Below are 20,653 nucleotides of genomic sequence, written 5' to 3' on the forward strand. Positions count from 1 at the left end.
GTTGCTGTTTTCACTCAACCGCGCAGGACAGGTATAGTAAAGTCAGCAAGTATTTCGTCTGGGGAACAGGAGAGGGGAATGTTTGGCTATCGCAGTAACGTACCGAAGGTGCGTTTGACGACGGACCGGCTGGTGGTACGGCTGGTGCACGATCGTGACGCCTGGCGTCTGGCCGATTATTACGCGGAAAATAAAGGGTTCTTAAAACCCTGGGAGCCGGTGCGCGACGACAGCCACTGTTATCCTTCCGGCTGGCAGGCGCGTTTATCGATGATTTCTGAGTTCCATAAGCAGGGCTCGGCGTTCTATTTTGCCCTGCTTGACCCGGAGGAAAAAGAGATCATCGGCGTGGCGAATTTTTCGAACGTGGTGCGCGGTTCGTTTCATGCCTGCTACCTCGGCTACTCCATCGGTGAGAAATGGCAGGGGCAAGGGCTAATGTATGAAGCGCTGACCTCGGCGATTCGCTATATGCAGCGCACGCAGCATATCCATCGCATAATGGCAAACTACATGCCGCATAATCAGCGCAGCGGCGATTTGCTGGCGCGTCTGGGCTTTGAAAAAGAGGGTTACGCCAAAGATTACCTGCTTATTGATGGGCAGTGGCGCGATCACGTACTGACGGCGTTGACGACACTGGACTGGACCCCGGGTCGCTAAGGAGACATCATGAAATATCAGTTAACCTTGCATGAAGCGCGGGTCATTGGCTGCCTGCTGGAAAAGCAGGTCACCACGCCGGAGCAGTACCCTCTATCGGTCAACGCGGTGGTCACCGCCTGTAACCAAAAAACGAACCGTGAACCGGTGATGTCGCTCAGCGAAAGCGATGTCCAGGATCTGCTCGATACCTTAGTGAAGCGCCATTATTTGCGAACGGTCAGCGGTTTCGGCAATCGGGTGACCAAATATGAGCAGCGTTTCTGCAACTCTGAATTTGGCGATCTGAAATTATCCCCGGCGGAAGTCGCTATTATTACCACCTTGCTGCTGCGCGGGGCGCAGACGCCTGGTGAACTTCGCGGTCGCGCGCAGCGGATGCATGAATTCAGCGATATGGCGGAGGTTGAAAGCGTCCTCGAAAATCTGGCGACGCGGGAAGATGGCCCCTATGTCGCGCGTCTGCCGCGGGAGCCCGGCAAGCGTGAAAGCCGCTATATGCATCTGTTTTGCGATGATATGGATTCACTGATTACCGTCGTTGAGGCCGTGTCGCCCGCTGGCGACGATCTGCAGATGCGCGTAGAGGCGCTGGAAGCGGAAGTCGCCGAGCTGAAAGCGCGACTGGATTCACTGCTGGCTCACTTGGGAGATTAAGCATGTCGGCAAAACTACGTATAGGAGTGGTTGGCCTGGGCGGTATTGCGCAAAAGGCGTGGCTACCGGTGCTGGGGGCCGCCGATGGCTGGACGCTACAGGCAGCGTGGTCGCCTGGCAAAGAGAAAGCGCAGCGTATCTGCGAAACCTGGCGGATCCCCTATGCGGATTCTCTGGAACAGCTGGCGGCTCAGTGTGACGCCGTGTTCGTGCATACTTCCACGGCTTCACATTATGAAGTGGTTTGTCGGTTGCTCAATGCCGGCGTTCATGTCTGCGTTGATAAACCGCTTGCGGATAAGCTTAGCGATGCGGAGACACTGGTTGAGCTGGCCGCCCGCCGTCATCTCACGCTCATGGTCGGGTTTAATCGCCGTTTTGCTCCGCTCTATCGCGAGCTGAAGGCGCAGCTCGGAAACGCAGCGTCGCTGCGGATGGACAAACATCGCAGCGACAGCGTCGGCCACGATCTGCGCTTCACGCTGCTGGATGACTATCTGCACGTGGTTGATACGGCCTTATGGCTGGCGGGCGATAAGGCGCGTTTAAGCGGCGGAGCGCTGCATACCACGGCTCAAGGCGAGATGCTGTATGCCGAGCATCATTTCACGTCCGGGATGATACAGATCACAACCAGTATGCACCGCCGCGCCGGAAGCCAGCGGGAGTGGGTTCAGGCGGTAACCGACGGCGGATTATATGAAGTCCGCGATATGCGGGAGTGGCAGGAGGAGCGGGGACGCGGAGTGATACAGCGCCCAATTCCCGGCTGGCAGACAACACTTGAGCAGCGAGGCTTCACCGGCTGCGCGCGGCATTTTATCGAATGCGTGCAAAATCAGACGGTTCCTGAAACGTCCGGGGAGCAGGCGCTGCTGGCTCAGCGGGTGGTGGATAAGCTCTGGCGCGAAGCGATGAGCGAATAATCCGTTGTAACAACTGGCAGTAGTAATTCAGTATGAACCCGGTAGACTATCGCCACTTTCCCGCGCCCGCATTTGCGGGCGTTTTACTCCAGGGTTGTGGAATAACACGTTAATGAATCTTTTAAAATCACTGGCGGCCGTCAGTTCGATGACCATGTTTTCGCGCGTGCTGGGCTTTGCGCGCGATGCGATTGTCGCACGTATTTTTGGCGCGGGGATGGCCACCGACGCCTTCTTCGTTGCTTTCAAACTCCCGAACCTTTTACGACGTATTTTTGCTGAGGGCGCATTTTCTCAGGCTTTTGTGCCGATTCTTGCTGAATATAAAAGCAAACAGGGCGAGGATGCGACCCGCGTTTTCGTCGCCTATGTATCGGGATTGCTGACGCTGGTTCTGGCGCTGGTCACCGTCGCCGGTATGCTGGCGGCGCCGTGGGTGATTACCGTCACCGCGCCGGGGTTTGCCGATACGCCCGAAAAGTTCGCCCTGACCACTCAGCTCTTGCGCATCACTTTTCCCTATATTCTGCTGATCTCCCTGGCGTCACTGGTTGGCGCTATCCTGAATACCTGGAACCGCTTTTCGGTTCCCGCTTTTGCCCCAACCTTCCTTAATGTCAGCATGATTGGCTTTGCGCTGTTTGCGGCCCCCTATTTTAATCCGCCGATGCTGGCAATGGCGTGGGCGGTAACGGTTGGCGGTATTTTGCAGCTTGCCTGGCAGCTGCCGCATCTGAAAAAAATCGGCATGCTGGTGCTGCCGCGGGTCAACCTTAAAGATGCTGGCGCGGTGCGGGTGGTGAAACAGATGGGGCCGGCGATCCTCGGCGTCTCAGTCAGCCAGATATCACTGATTATTAACACGATCTTTGCCTCATTCCTCGTATCCGGCTCCGTGTCGTGGATGTACTACGCCGATCGTCTGATGGAGTTTCCGTCCGGCGTGCTGGGCGTGGCGCTGGGGACCATTCTGCTGCCGTCGCTGTCAAAAAGCTTCGCCAGCGGCAATCACGATGAATACTGCCGTTTGATGGACTGGGGATTGCGCCTGTGCTTCCTGCTTGCGCTACCGAGCGCGGTGGCGTTAGGGATCCTGGCCAAGCCGCTGACGGTCGCGCTATTCCAGTACGGGAAATTTACCGCTTTTGATGCCGCGATGACCCAGCGTGCGCTGGTGGCGTATTCTGTCGGGCTGATGGGGCTTATTGTGGTGAAAGTGCTGGCTCCCGGATTCTATTCGCGCCAGGACATTAAAACGCCGGTGAAAATTGCTATCGTCACGCTGCTCATGACGCAGGTGATGAACCTCGCCTTTATTGGCCCCCTGAAGCATGCTGGCCTGTCGTTGTCGATTGGCCTGGCGGCCTGTCTTAACGCCGCGCTGCTCTACTGGCAGCTGCGGAAACAGAAAATTTTTACGCCTCAGCCGGGTTGGTTCCTGTTTCTGCTGCGCCTGGTTATTGCGGTGATTATCATGTCAGCGGCGCTGCTGGGCGTGATGTACCTGATGCCAGAGTGGTCGCAGGGGACGATGCCGTTCCGTCTGCTGCGTTTAATGGTGGTCGTAATCGCGGGCGTTATCGCCTATTTCGCGACGCTGCTGCTGCTGGGATTTCGCGTGAAAGAGTTTGCTCGCCGTACGGCCTGAACTGACTGAACGCAGTAAAAGCCGCTCTGCAGTTTCTGCAGAGCGGCTTTTTTTATCTGAGGGTTCGCTGCGCGGATACGACCCTGGCGCTTTCCAGCAGGCGGATCCCAAGGGCAATTGCGCCGGTAATGACGGCCAGCGTCACCACACCGCTCCAGCCGGCCATCACATACAGTTTGCTTCCCAGTACTGAACCCAGCGACATGCCAATAAAGACGCCGGTGAACAGCAGCGCATTGAGTCGACCGCGCGCCTGAGGTTCCAGACCGTACACCAGATTCTGGTGAGCCACGAGGCTGGATTGCAGTCCAAGGTCGAAACCGACGGCCGAAATGGCAATCAGGATCAGCTGGCCATGCGGCGGTAGTGCAGGCAGCAGAAACATCAGGGCAAACGAAACGGTAACCAGCGCGGCCCCCATTTGCGTAACTTTTTCCGCGCCGAACTTATCGGCCAGGCCACCGGCCAGCGGCGCGGCGAGCGCCCCGGCGGCACCTGCGATACCAAAACCGCCGGCTACCGCGCTGCCCATCTGGTAGTGCGCCAGTAGCATGACCGCGAGCGTTGACCAGAAGGCGCTGAAGGCGATAGAGAGGAATCCCTGAGCGAATGCGGCGCGACGCAGGGCCGGATAGCGTTTCCACAGATGGGCCATCGATTTCATCAGCTGCGGATAGCTCAGGGTTGAGTGAATCTCAAAGCGCGGCAGGACGCGCCACATCACCAGCCCAATCAGCGCGATGCTGACCGCCGCCGCCTGATACATCACCCTCCAGCCGAAGAGGGCGCCCACCAGTCCGCTGACGGTACGCGACAGCAGGATCCCCAGCAGCAGTCCGGTCATCACCGTCCCTACCATTTTCCCTTGCTTACCCGCGGGAGCCAGAATCGCGGCTGCCGGTACAATATCCTGGGCCATGGTCGCGGCCATACCGATAAGCAGGCTGACAATCAGCAGGGAGGTCAGCTGACCGGTGAGGCTGCAAAGCAGCAGAAGGACGGCCAGCGCGGCGCTTTTCATCAGGATCAATTTCCTGCGGTCGTGACGGTCACCAAGCGGGAGAAGAAACAGTATGCCCAGTGCGTAGCCGGCCTGGGTCAAAGTCGGAACCAGGCCCATACCCTCAACGCTCAAATGCAGGTTAGCTCCCATCAGGGGTAACAGTGGTTGCGCGTAATAGATTGAGGCGACGCTGAAGCCCGCGCCCAGCGCAAGGATGAAAATAACCCACCCGGCGGCGCGGGAGGTGAGTGGAACTGGTGTCATGATGGATTCCTCTTAGAAGCGATGGCGCTATTTTTCCCCTAATCGCGCTGGCGCGGTAGATAGCCCGGTGGTAAAACGGTTATACGTTAAACGTATAGGCAAAATAAAAATGAAGAAGCAAGAGCGTATAGATCGGATCGAACTGATGCGTACGTTTATTCGTATTGTCGAGGCCGGTTCTCTCTCCGCTGCGGCGGCACAGATGAATACGACCCAGGCGACGGTAAGCAGACGGCTTCAGTCACTGGAGGCGCTGCTTGGCGCAAAGCTGATTCTGCGTACCACCCACGCGATGAAGCTGACCGATGATGGTGAACGCTGCTATCAGCACGCCCGACAGGTCGTCGATGCCTGGCTGGCACTCGAGGACGACCTGCGGATTACCGATGATCGGCCCGTGGGAATATTACGAGTGCGGGCGCCGCATGCGTTCGGTCAGCAGCAGCTGCTGGGGCCGCTGGTGGATTTTTTGCAGCGCTATCCCCAATTGTCGGTGGAATGGATGTTGAACGATAAGACGGTTGATTTCCTGAGCGATGGTATCGACTGCGCGATTCGCGTGGGAGCGGAGGTGGATCCGGCTACGGTATCGGTATTGCTGGCCGAGGTTCCGCGTAGCGTAGTCGCTTCGCCGGCGCTGCTGGCGAACTCGCCGCCGTTAAACGCGCCGCAGGAGATGTCGATGCTACCGTGGATAGCCATCAGCACGTTCTATCAGCATGAGGTGACGCTGCGGTCTCAGATGGATGAGCAAATCGTCACCTTCGGTATCGCGCCGTGCCTGAGTACCGATAGCGTGCATGTTGCTCGTAATACCGCGCTGGCGGGGCTAGGCGCGGCGATCGTGTCGAGCTGGGCGGTCGTGGAAGATATCGCCGCCGGGCGGCTGGTAGAGCTGTTCCCGCAGTGGCAAGCATCGCCGTTGCCGGTACACCTCGTCTATCCCTGGGCGCGCTACTATCCGACGCGGTTGCGTAAGTTTCTCGATCTGATGCGCGAGGTTATGCCTCAGGTGGCGGGGATGCAGCGGCCGGAAGGGGAATAAAAAAGACCGGCCACCAGGGCCGGTCTTGTAGAGGTTACTCTACGGACTGCGGACGGGTAGGTCCGGCTGTGGCTTTATGCGTGGCGCTATGGCCGCCAGCAGAGCCTTTACCGTCAAAATCAAAGTTCGGGCGAACCCAATCGCTTTGACGCGGCGCTTCAGGCACGTAGTCCGGTGCAGGCGCACGCGTCATCGGCGCCGTCGCGTGACGATTGGCGACCTTAACAACCGGCGCGGCTTCGACTGCTGGCTTAGTCTCAACCACCGGCTCCGCTACTGGCGCTGGCGCAGAAACGACAGGCGCTTCTTCAACAACCTCAGGCGTTTCTTCAACAACCTCAGGCGTTTCTTCAGCTACAACTGGTTCAGACACAGGGGCCGTTGCTTCCGGCTCGACGGCGTCTTTCGCATCAACTTCGACGGCTTCTGCGACAACGTCTTCAACTACGGCTTCATCGGCTTTCGCAATCAGCTGCGGCTGTTCATCAACCGGGGTGGCGATAACTTCCGGATGGGTAGTTTCAACGACCGAAACTTCCGGTTCGTTAATCACCGCCACAGGTTCGGAGATGGCTGCGTTATCTTCGGCTGCTGCCGGCGCAATCACTTCAGAAACAACCGGCTCGGCGGCAGCCGCTGGCGTGATGATCGGCTCAGCCGCAGCGACGGAGAACTCCTGAACCGGAGCGTCTTCCTGCTGCTGGTCCTGCGGGCGAACCACCGGATAGCGGATCCACACTTTACCAGACGCCATTTCCGGTGATGCGCAGGCAACGGTCAGCGGCATCGGGGATTGTGTCGGATAACGCTCATCACGGTAACGACGACGGCGCTGGCCGCTTACGCGCAGGTGACGAGGCGAGCGGCGCGAACGGCGCGGCATGCCGTTAGATTCGCGAGCTTCACCGTTGTCGTCATGTTCCGCAGCTGTCTCAACAACCGCCGGCAGATCGACTTTTGCCAGTTCAGTACGTGGGGCAGCGTTTTCCGGCTGGACAACAGGCGCTTCTGTTACCTGCGCTGCGGCTACCGGCTCGACAACCTGCTCAGCGGCAGCAGATTCGAAACGAACCTTCTGCGCCAGCTGGCGCGGTTTACGACGCGGCATAGTCTGCACGCGTTCTTCCTGCTCGCTATCCTGTACGATTGGCTCTTCGCGGGTTTGCGTTTTGGCTTCCTGCTGAACCTGACGTTTATCATCGTTACGACGACGATTACGTTCGCGACGCGGCTGCTGCTCGTCGCGAGCTTTGCCTTTTTCGCTATCTTCTACCGTGGTCTGGCGAATTTCGCGCGGCTCGGCGTTCTGCTGCTTCTCACGACGGTTACGGCGGTTTTCTTCGCGAGATTCCCGGCCTTCGCTATTCTCGGCACGATTATCGCGGCTATCGCGATTATCCCGGTTGTCACGACGGTCATTGCGATCGCGGCGGTTGTTAGAACGCGGTTTACGACGCTCCTGCTGACGTTCGGATTTCTCTTCCGCTTTTTTCTCAACCTGAACTTCTGCCGGTTTAGTCTCTTCCGCACCGGAGAACATATTTTTCAGCGCGCTGAAGAAGCGGGCAACCAGACCCGGCTGGGCCGGTTTTGTGGCCTTCGGTGCGGATGCGGCAGGCGTAACGGTAGCCGCTGCCCTGGCCGGCTCTTCCTGTGCCGGAGCCGGAGGGGCTTCTGGCATGACAAAAGCGGCCAGCGCTGGTTGTTCCGGGAGTTTACGCTCAGCCGGCTCTTCATCAGAAGGCATGGCCATCTCTTCTTCGTGCAGTTTCGGCAGCAGATAGCTCAGCGTGGAGGTTTCTTCGCCTTTACGCACGCGCAGAACGGAGTAGTGCGGCGTTTCCATCTGGTCGTTTGGCACGATAATGACGCGCACATCGGCCTGACGGGTTTCAATCGCGCTTACCGCAGCACGTTTTTCGTTCAGCAGGTAAGAAGCAATCGGCACCGGCACGATAGCGTGAACTTCTTTGGTGTTCTCTTTCAGCGCTTCTTCTTCGATCAAACGCAGAATGGAAAGCGACAGCGATTCGTTATCGCGCACGGTACCCGTTCCGCTACAGCGCGGGCAGACGTGATGGCTGGACTCGCCGAGCGATGGGCTGAGGCGCTGGCGCGACATCTCCAGCAGTCCAAAGCGTGAAATATGGCTGATCTGGATCCGCGCTCGGTCCTGACGGACAGCTTCGCGCAGGCGGTTTTCCACCGCACGTTGATGGCGAACCGGGGTCATATCAATGAAGTCGATAACGATCAGGCCGCCAAGGTCGCGCAGACGCAGCTGACGAGCGATTTCATCTGCCGCTTCAAGGTTGGTGTTAAACGCTGTTTCTTCGATGTCGCCGCCGCGGGTGGCGCGTGCGGAGTTGATATCAATAGCGGTCAGCGCTTCGGTACTGTCGATAACGATAGAACCACCGGAAGGCAGACGCACTTCACGCTGGAAAGCGGATTCAATCTGCGATTCGATCTGATAGTGGCTGAACAGCGGGATTTCCCCAGTGTACAGTTTAATTTTGCTGCTGAAATCCGGACGACCCAGCGCCGCGATGTGCTGGCGAGCCAGCTCAAGCACTTTCGGGTTATCAATCAGAATTTCGCCGATATCCTGGCGCAGATAGTCGCGGAAAGCGCGCACAATCACATTGCTTTCCTGATGGATCAGGAAAGGAGCTGGGCGATTTTCTGCGGCTTTCTGGATGGCTTCCCAGTGTTTCAGGCGGAAGCTTAAGTCCCACTGCAGCGCTTCGGCGGACTTGCCGACGCCTGCGGTGCGAACGATAAGTCCCATGCCGTCCGGTAGCTCAAGGCTGGCCAGCGCTTCTTTAAGTTCGGTGCGATCGTCACCCTCGATGCGGCGTGAAATACCGCCAGCGCGTGGGTTATTCGGCATCAGCACCAGATAGCTGCCCGCCAGGCTAATAAAGGTCGTCAGCGCGGCGCCTTTATTGCCACGCTCTTCTTTATCAATCTGGACAATAACTTCCTGACCTTCACGCAGCACGTCCTTGATGTTCGGACGACCATGAGAATTGTAGTTGGCAGGGAAGTATTCGCGGGCGATTTCTTTAAGAGGGAGGAAACCATGACGCTCGGCACCATAATCAACAAACGCGGCTTCGAGGCTAGGTTCTATACGAGTGATTTTGCCTTTGTAGATGTTCGCTTTTTTCTGTTCGTGCCCGGGGCTTTCGATATCCAGGTCGTACAGGCGCTGCCCATCAACAAGGGCGACGCGCAACTCTTCCTGCTGAGTTGCGTTGATTAACATTCTTTTCATCGTAACTTACTCATTATTCTTACATTGACGACTAAGCTACGGGCAGAGTAACGCCTTACCGGGGGAAACCGATGGCCTCGTGTCTGTTTCACGTCGCCAACCTCACGGTTGTCGCGCGCTTAAGAGGCGCAGAGTGTCGGTCGCCTGTATTTCAAACGGAAACACAGCGCAATTATCAGGGGAACTGCCTGGGATGTATCACCAGAGAAGATTCCATTTATACCCATCGTTTTTCACGTAGCCGGCGTGGCGGCTTAACCTGCTCATCTTAATCATTGGATCCAGATGAGCGCCGGGATATCCCAGTGTGAACGCCTTCCTGCGACGTGAAATCCATAGAGCCTGTACCGGTAAGGACTGCAACCCGCAGCCCGCTAACTGTCTGAAAGATCAATACGTCTTACGCCATTGCTGCGTTGATGATCGGTCAGACAAAATTGGTCATTCCGCTAATTTCTTGTTCTAACAAGTTTCAGCACGGAATACTGCATCATTATTCCATTGCTAAGCTTGTTATAGCAAGTTGACTTTCACCTTTTATCACCCGGTTACTCACAGTTTTTTCACCTGCGTATACAGATTGTTCTAATAACAAACAAAACGATGATGAAGCATACGGTGAAATCCGGATGATGATAAATATAAGCATATAAAAATGAGTGGCGCTAATGCGTCGGGCTATTTAAAATCGCGCACCATGAAAACTGAGATCCCAAGCGTAAAAATGGTTGCCATTGCTGATGATGAAGCCGGGCAACGTATCGACAACTTTTTGCGTACGCAGCTGAAGGGCGTACCGAAGAGCATGATTTATCGCATCTTGCGTAAAGGCGAGGTGCGGGTTAACAAAAAGCGCGTGAAGCCGGAATATAAGCTGGAAGCCGGCGATGAAGTGCGCATCCCGCCGGTCCGCGTAACTGAGAAAGAAGAAGAGGCGGTCTCTCCGCACCTGCAAAAAGTGGCCGCGCTGGCCGATGTGATTTTATATGAAGACGATCATATTCTGGTGCTTAACAAGCCTTCAGGCACTGCGGTCCATGGCGGTAGCGGGCTGAGCTTTGGCGTGATCGAAGGTTTGCGCGCGCTGCGCCCGGAAGCGCGTTTCCTGGAGCTGGTGCATCGCCTGGATCGCGACACCTCTGGCGTTCTGCTGGTCGCCAAAAAGCGTTCAGCGCTGCGTTCCCTGCATGAGCAGCTGCGCGACAAAGGCATGCAGAAGGATTATCTGGCGCTGGTGCGCGGGCAGTGGCAATCGCATACTAAAGTGGTGCAGGCCCCGCTGCTGAAAAATATTCTGCAGAGCGGTGAGCGTATTGTGCGGGTTAACCAAGAGGGGAAACCTTCTGAGACGCGTTTTAAAGTCGAAGAGCGTTTTACCCATGCGACCCTGGTGCGCTGCAGCCCGGTAACCGGTCGTACGCATCAAATCCGCGTGCATACGCAATATGCCGGCCATCCCATCGCTTTCGACGATCGCTACGGCGACCGTGAATTTGATAAGCTGCTGGCAGGCACCGGCCTTAACCGACTGTTTCTCCATGCGGCGGCGCTGAAGTTTACCCATCCGGGGAGCGGCGAGATAATGCGTGTTGAAGCGCCTCTGGATAATCAGCTTAAGCGCTGCCTGCAGGTTTTGCGTAGCGCCAAATAACCGCCACCAGGCTCAGGGCTTGAGCCACCTGGCAAGCCAGGGGAAAACCTCATCCTGCTGTTCTTTATAAAAGACGTGGCCCAGTTCCGGCCACGTCTTCGTTTCCAGCTTATCCTGCGCGTTTTGCGACTCCCACACTTTATGCATTTTTGCGAAGGCATCGTTAACGGCTTCTGCCGGGAACAGCTTATCCTTGCCGCCGCTATAAATGAGCATCGGTTTTGGCGCGGCGATGCTGGCAATATCGGGAATGTCGAGACGGCCGGATAAGCCTGGATGAAGCATATAAAAGGCCGATTGCCCGCGCAGGACGTTGTTGCCCGGCTGCATCAGGCCGCGCCAGGTACCAAACCAGGAGATAACGGCAGTCGCGGCCACTTTGTCAGACAGGGCGGCCAGTTGCCAGGCGCGGAAACCGCCCATTGAGAAACCCAGTACCCCAATGCGTTGACTATCAACCGTTTTTAAAGTGCTGAGGAAATCAACGGTACGCAGATCTTCATAGGCGACTTCACCTGCCAGCGAACGCCCAAGGTTAAAGTAGTTACTGGCCAGGGCCTGCTGCTGCTCGTAGACCATAGGCCCTCGATCTCCCCAGCCTGGGCTATCGATGGCTATCACGACGTAACCACGCTGCGCCAGTTCATCACCGATGAACCGACCGCTGAAAAATTTATCCGCCCACGCCTGAGCGCTGGCTAGCCGCGCGGCGTCACGCCAGGGTCGGATCAGCTTCTCCTTACCAATATCAAACTTTGAGCCATGATCGTGTAACAGGACAATAGCCGGGTGAGGGCCGGGTGATTTTGGCGTCAACATCAGCGCGGCAATCCTGTTTTCGTCGGTTACGTTGAAGGCCAGCTTCTCGGCGATATAGGTTCCCCGGTTTTCTCTCATGAGCGTTTGCGGCGCGTAGGGGATTGTCGACGCCGGGGTCAGCAGAGACTGCCGAAGCAGCGTACGAGCCTGCTGACGCCATTGATTAAAATTACGATAGTTGCCAGAAAGCCACGAGTCCGGGTAGGTCATCTGCGCTTTCAGCTGCTGCCAAGAGGCGGGAAGATTGTCCTCTACGATGCCCTGGCGCTGCCAGTCATTGGCATTGGCGCTGGCGGCGGCCAGCAGGGCGAGGGACAAGAGCGTAGCGCGGGTAGGCATAATGTCTCCATTTAAAAATAAAACATCGTTTCATTATTTAATTGGATTGTAATGGCGCTGGAAAAATAAACTGTGACAGGCGATGCATTAATTAAGTTGGGGTAAAACGGATTCCGCGCCGCCGGTCAGCGGCTAAAACGTTGTTTAAAGGCGGCTGACGGCCTCATAAAGAGACCGCATGGAATCGCGGTCAGGTGAGCAGAGGGTTACACTCCTCCCGGCGCAGCATCTGGCAGAGGGCAATGAGCGGCAAACCGACCAGCGCGTTGGGATCGCGCCCCTCGAGGCGGTCGAACAGCGTAATGCCCAACCCTTCGCTTTTAAAACTTCCGGCGCACTGCAGCGGGTTTTCCTTGCGGATATAGCTCTCAATTTCCTGATCGCTTAAACGACGGAAATGAACGTCAAAAGGTTCGCATTCGGTTTGCAGGTGACCGTTGGCGGAATTGTACAGCGCCAGGCCGGTATAGAACGTGACGATGGTGCCACTGGCCTTTCTCAACTGGCGATGGGCGTTTTCTTCCGTGTGCGGTTTACCGGTGATCTCACCGTCCAGGACGCAAACCTGATCGGAGCCTATAATGAGGTGGTGTGGGTAGCGCGCGGCAAGGGCCTGCGCCTTTGCCTGCGCCAGACGCAGCACCAGCTGGCGGGCGGGTTCGCCGGGCAGCGGTGTCTCATCAACTTCCGGCGCCGCGCATTCAAAAGGCACCGACAGTTTTTCCAGCAGCATTCGCCGCCAGGGCGAGGTTGACGCGAGGATTAGTTCAGACATATTTTTTCATCCACATATAGCGCTTCGCAGAGCATCATTTTAAACTATGCGCCGCAATGTGTGCGAATAAATGGCAAAAGGCAACCTGAGGCTGCCTTTTTCTTTGACTCTATGACGTTACAAAGTTAATATGCGCGCCCTATGCAAAAGGTAAAATTACCCCTGACTCTCGATCCGGTTCGCACGGCTCAAAAACGCTTAGATTACCAAGGTATCTATACCCGTGATCAGGCTGTGCGTGTCGCTGATTCTGTTGTCAGCGTGGACAGCGATGTGGAATGCAGCATGTCGTTCGCTATCGATAACCAACGTCTTGCCGTGTTAAACGGCGATGCGACGGTGTCGGTGACCCTCGAATGTCAGCGTTGCGGGAAACCGTTCCCCCATCATGTCCACACAACGTATTGTTTCAGCCCCGTCAGAAATGACGAACAGGCCGAGGCACTGCCGGAAGCGTATGAGCCGATTGAGGTTAACGAATTCGGTGAAATCGATCTGCTGGCGCTGGTTGAAGATGAAATCATCCTCGCCTTGCCCGTAGTTCCGGTGCATGATTCTGAACACTGTGAAGTGTCCGACGCGGACATGGTCTTTGGTGAACTGCCTGAAGAGGCACAAAAACCAAATCCATTTGCCGTATTAGCCAGCTTAAAGCATAAGTAATTGAGGAGTAAGGTCCATGGCCGTACAACAGAATAAACCAACCCGTTCCAAACGTGGCATGCGTCGTTCCCATGACGCGCTGACCGCAGTCACCAGCCTGTCTGTAGACAAAGCTTCTGGTGAAAAACACCTGCGTCACCACATCACTGCCGACGGTTTTTACCGCGGTCGCAAGGTTATCGCTAAGTAATCACGCATTACTCCATGGATTTCGCGTTGCAAGAAGACGCAAGCGAGAGAAGCACCGGGAGCATAGCTCACTATGTGACAGGTGTGAACGAGCGCAGTCAACGCACTTGCAGCGTGAAAGACGAAGAGTAAAAGCGTGATGAAGCTTAGTGAGGATTTCCCCGGGTAACTGGGGAATAACCGAACCGGGCAGCGACGATACCTTGACACGTCTAACCCTGGCGTTAGATGTCATGGGCGGGGATTTTGGCCCTTCCGTGACAGTGCCTGCAGCATTGCAGGCACTGAACTCTAATTCACAACTCACACTTCTTTTAGTCGGCGATCCCGACGCTATCGCGCCATTACTTGCCAAAGCTGATTTTGAACAACGTTCACGTCTGCAGGTTATCCCTGCGCAGTCGGTTATTGCCAGTGATGCTAGACCCGCGCAGGCCATTCGCGCCAGTCGCGGTAGCTCAATGCGCATTGCGCTCGAGTTAGTAAAAGAAGGACGGGCCCAGGCCTGCGTCAGCGCGGGTAACACCGGAGCGCTGATGGGGTTGGCGAAGCTGCTGCTCAAGCCTATTGAGGGAATTGAGCGCCCTGCGCTGGTTACCATGTTACCGCATCAGCTTAAGGGCAAAACGGTGGTGCTGGATTTAGGCGCTAACGTCGATTGCGATAGCACGATGCTGGTGCAGTTTGCCGTCATGGGGGCGGTTCTTGCCGAAGAAGTTATCGGTATTAAGAATCCCCGCGTTGCGCTTCTGAATATCGGCGAAGAAGAGATGAAAGGTCTCAGCAGCATTCGTGACGCGGCGGCGGTTTTGAAAACCCTGCCAACCCTCAACTATATTGGGTATCTGGAAGCCAACGAATTGTTGACGGGCAAAACGGATGTTTTAGTTTGTGATGGATTCACGGGCAACGTCACATTAAAAACGATGGAAGGTGTTGTCAGAATGTTCCTTTCACTGTTGAAATCACAGGGAGAGGGGAAAAAAAGGTCGTGGTGGCTGCTTTTATTAAAGCGTTGGTTACAAAAAAGCCTGTCGAGGCGATTCAGTCACCTCAACCCCGACCAGTATAATGGTGCCTGTCTGTTAGGATTACGCGGTTCCGTGATTAAAAGTCATGGGGCTGCCAATCAGCGCGCTTTTTGCGTCGCGATAGAGCAGGCAGTGCAGGCTGTGCAGCGGCAGGTTCCTCAGCGAATTGCCGCTCGCCTGGAATCTTTATACCCTGCAGGTTTCGAATTGCCTGAAGGCGGCAGAAGCGGAAGTTCCAGGCCTCAAACCCGGATGACCGGAAACGACTGACGCCTCGCAGTTTGAGTTAACCCGGTATATTACCCAAGAGTGACTGAGCGTACATGTATACGAAGATTATTGGTACCGGCAGCTATCTGCCTGAGCACGTGCGTACGAACGCTGAACTGGAAAATATGGTTGATACGTCTGACGAGTGGATTGTTACTCGTACCGGTATCCGCGAGCGTCGTATTGCCGCACCGAATGAAACAGTTGCTACGATGGGCCTTGAAGCCGCTAAGAATGCGCTGGATATGGCAGGCGTCAAGCCGGAGCAAATTGGTCTGATTATTGTTGCGACCACCTCCGGTACCCATGCGTTTCCTAGCTCGGCTTGCCAGATTCAATCAATGCTGGGTATCAAAGGCTGCCCGGCGTTTGACGTCGCTGCGGCCTGCGCGGGTTTCACCTACGCGCTCAGCGTTGCCGATCAATACGTGAAAAACGGCGCGGTTGATTACGCTCTGGTGATTGGCGCTGACGTGCTGGCGCGCACCTGCGATCCTGCCGATCGCGGAACCATTATTATTTTTGGCGATGGCGCTGGCGCCGTCGTGCTGGGCGCTTCTGAAGAGCCGGGCATTATCTCCACGCATCTGCATGCGGATGGGAGCTACGGCGAACTGCTGACGCTGCCGAACGCCGATCGCGTTGAACCGGAAAACCCGATCTATCTGACGATGGCGGGTAATGAAGTCTTTAAGGTTGCGGTGACCGAACTGGCGCATATCGTGGACGAGACTTTAGCCGCGAATAATCTCGAGCGTTCGGCGCTTGACTGGCTGGTGCCGCATCAGGCCAACCTGCGCATTATCAGCGCCACGGCGAAGAAGCTGGGAATGTCGATGGACAATGTCGTCGTCACGCTCGACCGACACGGCAATACTTCGGCGGCTTCCGTCCCTTGTGCGCTGGATGAAGCCGTTCGCGATGGCCGCATTCAACGTGGTCAGCTTATTCTGCTGGAAGCCTTTGGTGGTGGGTTCACCTGGGGTTCCGCGCTGGTTCGTTTTTAGGATAAGGATTTAAACATGACGCAATTTGCTTTTGTGTTCCCGGGACAGGGCTCTCAGAGTGTCGGGATGCTGTCAGATATGGCGGCCGCTTACCCGGTAATTGAAGAGACATTCCGTGAAGCCTCTGCGGCGTTGGGTTACGATCTGTGGGCGCTTGCGCAGCAGGGCCCGGCGGAAGAATTGAATAAAACCTGGCAGACTCAGCCAGCGTTGTTGACCGCTTCCGTTGCGTTGTATCGCGTCTGGCAGCAGCAGGGCGGTAAAACCCCCGTTCTGCTGGCGGGCCACAGCCTCGGCGAATATTCTGCGCTGGTATGCGCAGGTGTTATCGATTTTGCCGATGCCGTACGCCTGGTTGAGATGCGCGGCAAGTTTATGCAGGAAGCGGTACCGGAAGGTACCGGCGCGATGTCCGCGATCATCGGGCTTGACGACGCGGCGATTGCGAAAGCCTGCGAAGAGTCTGCCGAAGGTCAGGTTGTTTCTCCGGTGAACTTTAACTCGCCAGGGCAGGTTGTTATTGCCGGTAACAAAGAGGCCGTAGAGCGCGCTGGCGCTGCCTGTAAGGCTGCGGGCGCTAAACGCGCGCTGCCGCTGCCGGTCAGCGTACCTTCCCACTGCGCGCTGATGAAGCCTGCGGCGGAAAAACTGGCCGTTGAGCTGCAGAAAATCACCTTTAACGCGCCGGCGATTCCGGTTGTGAATAACGTCGACGTGCAAAGTGAAACGGCGCCTGATGCTATTCGTGATGCCCTGATCCGCCAGCTGTATAGCCCGGTTCAGTGGACCAAAACCGTTGAGTTTATGGCTTCACAGGGCGTAGAGCATTTGTATGAAGTTGGCCCAGGTAAAGTCCTCACTGGCCTGACTAAACGTATTGTTGACACCCTGACCGCTTCCGCGCTTAACGAGCCGGCGGCGATGTCTGCGGCGCTTGAGCAATAAAAGAGGAAAACCATGAGTTTTGAAGGAAAAATCGCGCTGGTTACCGGTGCAAGTCGCGGGATTGGCCGCGCAATCGCTGAAACGCTTGTTGCCCGTGGCGCGAAAGTTATCGGTACGGCGACCAGCGAAAGTGGCGCGCAGGCGATCAGCGATTATTTAGGTGCTAATGGTAAAGGTTTGCTGCTGAATGTGACCGATCCTGCATCTATTGAATCTGTTCTGGGAAATATTCGCGCAGAATTTGGTGAAGTTGATATCCTGGTGAACAATGCCGGGATCACTCGTGATAACCTGTTAATGCGCATGAAAGATGATGAGTGGAACGATATTATCGAAACCAACCTGTCATCTGTTTTCCGTCTGTCAAAAGCGGTAATGCGCGCTATGATGAAAAAGCGTCATGGACGTATTATCACTATCGGTTCTGTGGTTGGTACCATGGGAAATGCGGGTCAGGCCAACTACGCTGCGGCGAAAGCGGGTCTGATTGGCTTCAGTAAATCACTGGCTCGCGAAGTTGCGTCCCGCGGTATTACTGTAAACGTTGTTGCTCCGGGCTTTATTGAAACGGACATGACGCGTGCGCTGACCGATGAGCAGCGTGCGGGTACTCTGGCGGCAGTTCCTGCGGGGCGCCTCGGCTCTCCAAATGAAATCGCCAGTGCGGTGGCATTTTTAGCCTCTGACGAAGCGAGTTACATCACCGGTGAAACTCTGCACGTCAACGGCGGAATGTATATGGTCTGACCGAGATTTGCGCAAAACGCTCAGGAACCGCGCAGTCTGTGCGGTTCACTGTAATGTTTTGTACAAAATGATTTGCGTTATGAGGGCAAACAGCCGCAAAATAGCGTAAAATCGTGGTAAGACCTGCCGGGATTTAGTTGCAAATTTTTCAACATTTTATACACTACGAAAACCATCGCGAAAGCGAGTTTTGATAGGAAATTTAAGAGTATGAGCACTATCGAAGAACGCGTTAAGAAAATTATCGGCGAACAGCTGGGCGTTAAGCAGGAAGAAGTTACCAACAATGCTTCCTTCGTTGAAGACCTGGGCGCTGATTCTCTTGACACCGTTGAGCTGGTAATGGCTCTGGAAGAAGAGTTTGATACTGAGATTCCGGACGAAGAAGCTGAGAAAATCACTACTGTTCAGGCTGCCATTGATTACATCAACGGCCACCAGGCGTAAGTGAACATCTCCAGGCGGTCATTCGACCGCCTGAGTTTTATCTAAATTTTGTCCCACAAGAATCTATTTTCCCTCCCTGGAGGACAACCGTGTCTAAGCGTCGTGTAGTTGTGACCGGACTGGGCATGTTGTCTCCTGTCGGCAATACCGTAGAGTCTACCTGGAAAGCTCTCCTTGCCGGTCAGAGTGGCATCAGCCTGATCGACCATTTCGATACTAGCGCCTATGCAACGAAATTTGCTGGCTTAGTAAAGGATTTTAACTGTGATGACTTCATCTCGCGCAAAGAGCAGCGCAAGATGGATGCCTTCATTCAATATGGAATTGTCGCTGGCATTCAGGCCATGCAGGATTCTGGCCTTGAAGTGACGGAAGAGAATGCTACCCGCATCGGTGCCGCTATTGGTTCCGGTATTGGCGGGCTTGGCCTGATCGAAGAAAACCACAGTTCGCTGGTAAAAGGCGGACCGCGTAAGATCAGCCCGTTCTTTGTTCCTTCCACAATCGTTAACATGGTGGCCGGGCATCTGACCATCATGTTTGGTCTGCGTGGACCAAGCATTTCCATCGCAACCGCATGCACTTCTGGCGTACACAACATTGGTCACGCCGCGCGCGTTATCGCCTATGGCGATGCTGATGCAATGGTCGCCGGTGGTGCGGAAAAAGCCAGTACCCCGCTGGGCGTAGGCGGCTTTGGCGCAGCGCGCGCGCTGTCCACCCGTAATGACAACCCGCAGGCGGCAAGCCGTCCGTGGGATAAAGAGCGTGATGGTTTCGTGCTGGGCGACGGCGCCGGCATGGTCGTGCTGGAAGAGTACGAGCACGCGAAGAAACGCGGTGCGAAAATCTATGCTGAAATCGTCGGCTTTGGTATGAGCAGCGATGCCTACCATATGACTTCACCGCCGGAAGATGGCGCTGGAGCAGCGCTGGCGATGGTTAACGCTATTCGCGACGCGGGTATTGAAGCTAGCCAGATTGGCTACGTCAACGCCCACGGTACCTCTACGCCGGCAGGCGATAAAGCAGAAGCGCAGGCGGTGAAATCTGTCTTCGGTGACGCTGCCAGCCGCGTAATGGTGAGCTCGACTAAGTCAATGACCGGTCACCTGCTCGGTGCAGCGGGCGCAGTAGAGTCTATCTACTCCATCCTCGCGCTGCGCGATGGCGCTGTTCCGCCAACCATCAACCTGGATAACCCGGATGAAGGTTGCGATCTGGACTTCGTCCCGCACGAAGCGCGTCAGGTAAGCGGTCTGGAGTATACCCTGTGTAACTCCTTCGGCTTCGGCGGCACTAACGGCTCGCTAATCTTTAAAAAGGTGTGATGCGCGCCTGACGTAACATCCCAGTTTACGTCAATGCCCATCGAAAATTGGCCCGCTTGTCGGGCCTTTTTTATTCGGTTTTCTCCGCTTGTTCAATGTCTCTCCTCCTGCGAAACTAACCGGCCAGCGATAAGGAGTCTTTTATGTTTTTAATCAATGGCGCTGAAAGCGAAACGCTCGCGGTGAACGATCGCGGCGTGCAGTTTGGCGATGGCTGCTTTACCACTGCGCGCATCCTCAGAGGCCAGGTTCAACTGCTCTCAGCCCATCTGGATCGCCTGCAGACGACCTGTGAAAAGCTCTTTATCCCCTATGGCGACTGGGCGCTATTAGCGCAGGAGATGGCGCGTCTGGCGCAGCCTCATCAGGATGGCGTGCTGAAGGTCATCATCACCCGCGGAGCGGGCGGCCGCGGCTATAGCGCCGCGGGCTGTGTCAATCCCACAAGAATTCTCAGCGTGTCGCCCTGGCCGGCCCACTATCTGCGCTGGCGCGAGGAGGGGATTTCCCTGTCGCTGAGTCCTGTCAGGCTGGGACGAAACCCTTCACTCGCCGGACTCAAGCACCTTAACCGGTTGGAGCAGGTGCTGATTCGTTCTCATCTTGAGCAGACGGACGCCGATGAGGCACTGGTCCTTGACAGCGACGGGTGGCTTACGGAATGCTGTGCCGCGAACGTATTCTGGCGTAAAGGATCCGACGTCTTTACCCCGCGCCTCGATCAGGCGGGGGTCAACGGTATTATGCGCCAGTACATTCTCGCTAAGCTGGCACCATCGCCGTTTCGCGTTGTCGAAGCCACCATGCGCCCCGAGGCGTTACGCGAAGCCGATGAGGTCGTGGTCTGTAACGCATTAATGCCGCTGGTGCCTGTTCGCCGCTGGAATGATAAATGTTGGTCCACCCGCGAGCTTTACCATTTTTTAGCCCCTTTGTGTGAGCTGTCTGATTAG

The 20,653-nt window shown here is 55.9% G+C and carries 19 protein-coding genes; 15 read left to right on the forward strand and 4 right to left on the reverse strand.

Annotated elements, in window-relative coordinates; translation table 11 throughout:
* Positions 1-78 precede the first annotated feature (78 nt).
* From rimJ to murJ, 4 genes are all read left to right on the forward strand, one after another.
* On the forward strand, positions 79-663 hold the full coding sequence (gene rimJ, locus IYV58_RS10420) for a ribosomal protein S5-alanine N-acetyltransferase (RefSeq protein ID WP_162121658.1): 585 nt from the start codon (positions 79-81) through the stop codon (positions 661-663).
* A 9-nt stretch (positions 664-672) separates the two neighbouring features.
* Positions 673-1,320, forward strand: coding sequence for a YceH family protein (locus IYV58_RS10425; protein WP_004131380.1), 648 nt, complete (start codon positions 673-675; stop codon positions 1,318-1,320).
* A 2-nt stretch (positions 1,321-1,322) separates the two neighbouring features.
* Positions 1,323-2,246, forward strand: coding sequence for a Gfo/Idh/MocA family protein (locus IYV58_RS10430; protein WP_004131382.1), 924 nt, complete (start codon positions 1,323-1,325; stop codon positions 2,244-2,246).
* 112 nt (positions 2,247-2,358) lie between these two features.
* A complete protein-coding gene (gene murJ, locus IYV58_RS10435) occupies positions 2,359-3,894 on the forward strand; it encodes a murein biosynthesis integral membrane protein MurJ (RefSeq protein WP_004131383.1) in 1,536 nt (511 codons plus the stop codon).
* 52 nt (positions 3,895-3,946) lie between these two features.
* On the opposite strand, the gene IYV58_RS10440 is transcribed toward murJ, so the two are convergent.
* Entirely contained in the window at positions 3,947-5,161 is a 1,215-nt protein-coding gene (locus IYV58_RS10440; protein WP_049112588.1) for an MFS transporter, read from the reverse strand.
* Positions 5,162-5,270: 109 nt separating this feature from the next.
* On the opposite strand from IYV58_RS10440, the gene IYV58_RS10445 reads away from it, so the two are divergent.
* Entirely contained in the window at positions 5,271-6,206 is a 936-nt protein-coding gene (locus IYV58_RS10445; RefSeq protein WP_112166324.1) for a LysR family transcriptional regulator, read from the forward strand.
* 34 nt (positions 6,207-6,240) lie between these two features.
* Here the strand turns inward: IYV58_RS10445 and rne are convergent, their stop codons facing one another.
* Positions 6,241-9,486 carry a ribonuclease E gene (gene rne / locus IYV58_RS10450; RefSeq protein ID WP_142467725.1) on the reverse strand — a complete coding sequence of 1,082 codons (3,246 nt, stop codon included), beginning with the start codon at positions 9,484-9,486 and terminating at the stop codon, positions 6,241-6,243.
* A 697-nt stretch (positions 9,487-10,183) separates the two neighbouring features.
* Between rne and rluC the strand changes: the two genes are divergently transcribed.
* Entirely contained in the window at positions 10,184-11,137 is a 954-nt protein-coding gene (gene rluC / locus IYV58_RS10455; protein ID WP_176690193.1) for a 23S rRNA pseudouridine(955/2504/2580) synthase RluC, read from the forward strand.
* Positions 11,138-11,149: 12 nt separating this feature from the next.
* Here rluC and IYV58_RS10460 read toward each other — a convergent pair whose 3' ends face one another.
* Together IYV58_RS10460 and IYV58_RS10465 are read right to left on the reverse strand one after the other, a co-directional pair.
* Complete coding sequence (locus tag IYV58_RS10460; RefSeq protein ID WP_004131391.1) at positions 11,150-12,295, reverse strand: dienelactone hydrolase family protein; 1,146 nt, start codon at positions 12,293-12,295, stop codon at positions 11,150-11,152.
* Between the two features lie 190 nt (positions 12,296-12,485).
* A complete protein-coding gene (locus IYV58_RS10465; protein ID WP_004131392.1) occupies positions 12,486-13,070 on the reverse strand; it encodes a Maf family protein in 585 nt (194 codons plus the stop codon).
* A 141-nt stretch (positions 13,071-13,211) separates the two neighbouring features.
* On the opposite strand from IYV58_RS10465, the gene yceD reads away from it, so the two are divergent.
* The 9 genes from yceD (at position 13,212) to pabC (ending at position 20,653) form a co-directional block, all read left to right on the forward strand.
* Positions 13,212-13,733, forward strand: a complete 522-nt coding sequence (gene yceD / locus IYV58_RS10470; RefSeq protein ID WP_004131393.1) for a 23S rRNA accumulation protein YceD — start codon at positions 13,212-13,214, stop codon at positions 13,731-13,733.
* A 16-nt stretch (positions 13,734-13,749) separates the two neighbouring features.
* The gene (rpmF, locus tag IYV58_RS10475) at positions 13,750-13,923 is read left to right on the forward strand and encodes a 50S ribosomal protein L32 (protein WP_004101077.1); all 174 of its coding nucleotides are present in this window, start codon (positions 13,750-13,752) and stop codon (positions 13,921-13,923) included.
* A 202-nt stretch (positions 13,924-14,125) separates the two neighbouring features.
* Complete coding sequence (plsX, locus tag IYV58_RS10480; protein ID WP_071988293.1) at positions 14,126-15,223, forward strand: phosphate acyltransferase PlsX; 1,098 nt, start codon at positions 14,126-14,128, stop codon at positions 15,221-15,223.
* 53 nt (positions 15,224-15,276) lie between these two features.
* Positions 15,277-16,230 carry a beta-ketoacyl-ACP synthase III gene (locus IYV58_RS10485; protein WP_004131395.1) on the forward strand — a complete coding sequence of 318 codons (954 nt, stop codon included), beginning with the start codon at positions 15,277-15,279 and terminating at the stop codon, positions 16,228-16,230.
* A gap of 15 nt (positions 16,231-16,245) precedes the next feature.
* A complete protein-coding gene (gene fabD / locus IYV58_RS10490) occupies positions 16,246-17,175 on the forward strand; it encodes an ACP S-malonyltransferase (RefSeq protein ID WP_170100737.1) in 930 nt (309 codons plus the stop codon).
* A gap of 12 nt (positions 17,176-17,187) precedes the next feature.
* On the forward strand, positions 17,188-17,922 hold the full coding sequence (gene fabG / locus IYV58_RS10495) for a 3-oxoacyl-ACP reductase FabG (RefSeq protein ID WP_004131399.1): 735 nt from the start codon (positions 17,188-17,190) through the stop codon (positions 17,920-17,922).
* A gap of 210 nt (positions 17,923-18,132) precedes the next feature.
* A complete protein-coding gene (gene acpP, locus IYV58_RS10500) occupies positions 18,133-18,369 on the forward strand; it encodes an acyl carrier protein (protein ID WP_000103754.1) in 237 nt (78 codons plus the stop codon).
* Between the two features lie 89 nt (positions 18,370-18,458).
* Positions 18,459-19,700: a beta-ketoacyl-ACP synthase II gene (gene fabF, locus IYV58_RS10505; RefSeq protein WP_004131402.1), complete on the forward strand. Its 1,242-nt coding sequence runs from the start codon at positions 18,459-18,461 to the stop codon at positions 19,698-19,700.
* 143 nt (positions 19,701-19,843) lie between these two features.
* The gene (gene pabC / locus IYV58_RS10510) at positions 19,844-20,653 is read left to right on the forward strand and encodes an aminodeoxychorismate lyase (RefSeq protein WP_004131404.1); all 810 of its coding nucleotides are present in this window, start codon (positions 19,844-19,846) and stop codon (positions 20,651-20,653) included.

The sequence above is a fragment of the Klebsiella sp. BDA134-6 genome, from assembly GCF_015601345.1.
Lineage (GTDB): Bacteria > Pseudomonadota > Gammaproteobacteria > Enterobacterales > Enterobacteriaceae > Klebsiella > Klebsiella grimontii.

Bases quoted from the DNA above. Each gene is read 5' to 3' on its own strand.
- IYV58_RS10465 (WP_004131392.1), bottom strand. From the start codon at position 13,070: ATGTCTGAACTAATCCTCGCGTCAACCTCGCCCTGGCGGCGAATGCTG.
- IYV58_RS10440 (WP_049112588.1), bottom strand. From the start codon at position 5,161: ATGACACCAGTTCCACTCACCTCCCGCGCCGCCGGGTGGGTTATTTTC.
- yceD (WP_004131393.1), top strand. From the start codon at position 13,212: ATGCAAAAGGTAAAATTACCCCTGACTCTCGATCCGGTTCGCACGGCT.
- acpP (WP_000103754.1), top strand. From the start codon at position 18,133: ATGAGCACTATCGAAGAACGCGTTAAGAAAATTATCGGCGAACAGCTG.
- fabG (WP_004131399.1), top strand. From the start codon at position 17,188: ATGAGTTTTGAAGGAAAAATCGCGCTGGTTACCGGTGCAAGTCGCGGG.
- rpmF (WP_004101077.1), top strand. From the start codon at position 13,750: ATGGCCGTACAACAGAATAAACCAACCCGTTCCAAACGTGGCATGCGT.
- IYV58_RS10445 (WP_112166324.1), top strand. From the start codon at position 5,271: ATGAAGAAGCAAGAGCGTATAGATCGGATCGAACTGATGCGTACGTTT.
- rluC (WP_176690193.1), top strand. From the start codon at position 10,184: ATGAAAACTGAGATCCCAAGCGTAAAAATGGTTGCCATTGCTGATGAT.
- IYV58_RS10485 (WP_004131395.1), top strand. From the start codon at position 15,277: ATGTATACGAAGATTATTGGTACCGGCAGCTATCTGCCTGAGCACGTG.
- pabC (WP_004131404.1), top strand. From the start codon at position 19,844: ATGTTTTTAATCAATGGCGCTGAAAGCGAAACGCTCGCGGTGAACGAT.
- IYV58_RS10430 (WP_004131382.1), top strand. From the start codon at position 1,323: ATGTCGGCAAAACTACGTATAGGAGTGGTTGGCCTGGGCGGTATTGCG.
- murJ (WP_004131383.1), top strand. From the start codon at position 2,359: ATGAATCTTTTAAAATCACTGGCGGCCGTCAGTTCGATGACCATGTTT.
- fabD (WP_170100737.1), top strand. From the start codon at position 16,246: ATGACGCAATTTGCTTTTGTGTTCCCGGGACAGGGCTCTCAGAGTGTC.
- rimJ (WP_162121658.1), top strand. From the start codon at position 79: ATGTTTGGCTATCGCAGTAACGTACCGAAGGTGCGTTTGACGACGGAC.
- IYV58_RS10460 (WP_004131391.1), bottom strand. From the start codon at position 12,295: ATGCCTACCCGCGCTACGCTCTTGTCCCTCGCCCTGCTGGCCGCCGCC.
- IYV58_RS10425 (WP_004131380.1), top strand. From the start codon at position 673: ATGAAATATCAGTTAACCTTGCATGAAGCGCGGGTCATTGGCTGCCTG.
- rne (WP_142467725.1), bottom strand. From the start codon at position 9,486: ATGAAAAGAATGTTAATCAACGCAACTCAGCAGGAAGAGTTGCGCGTC.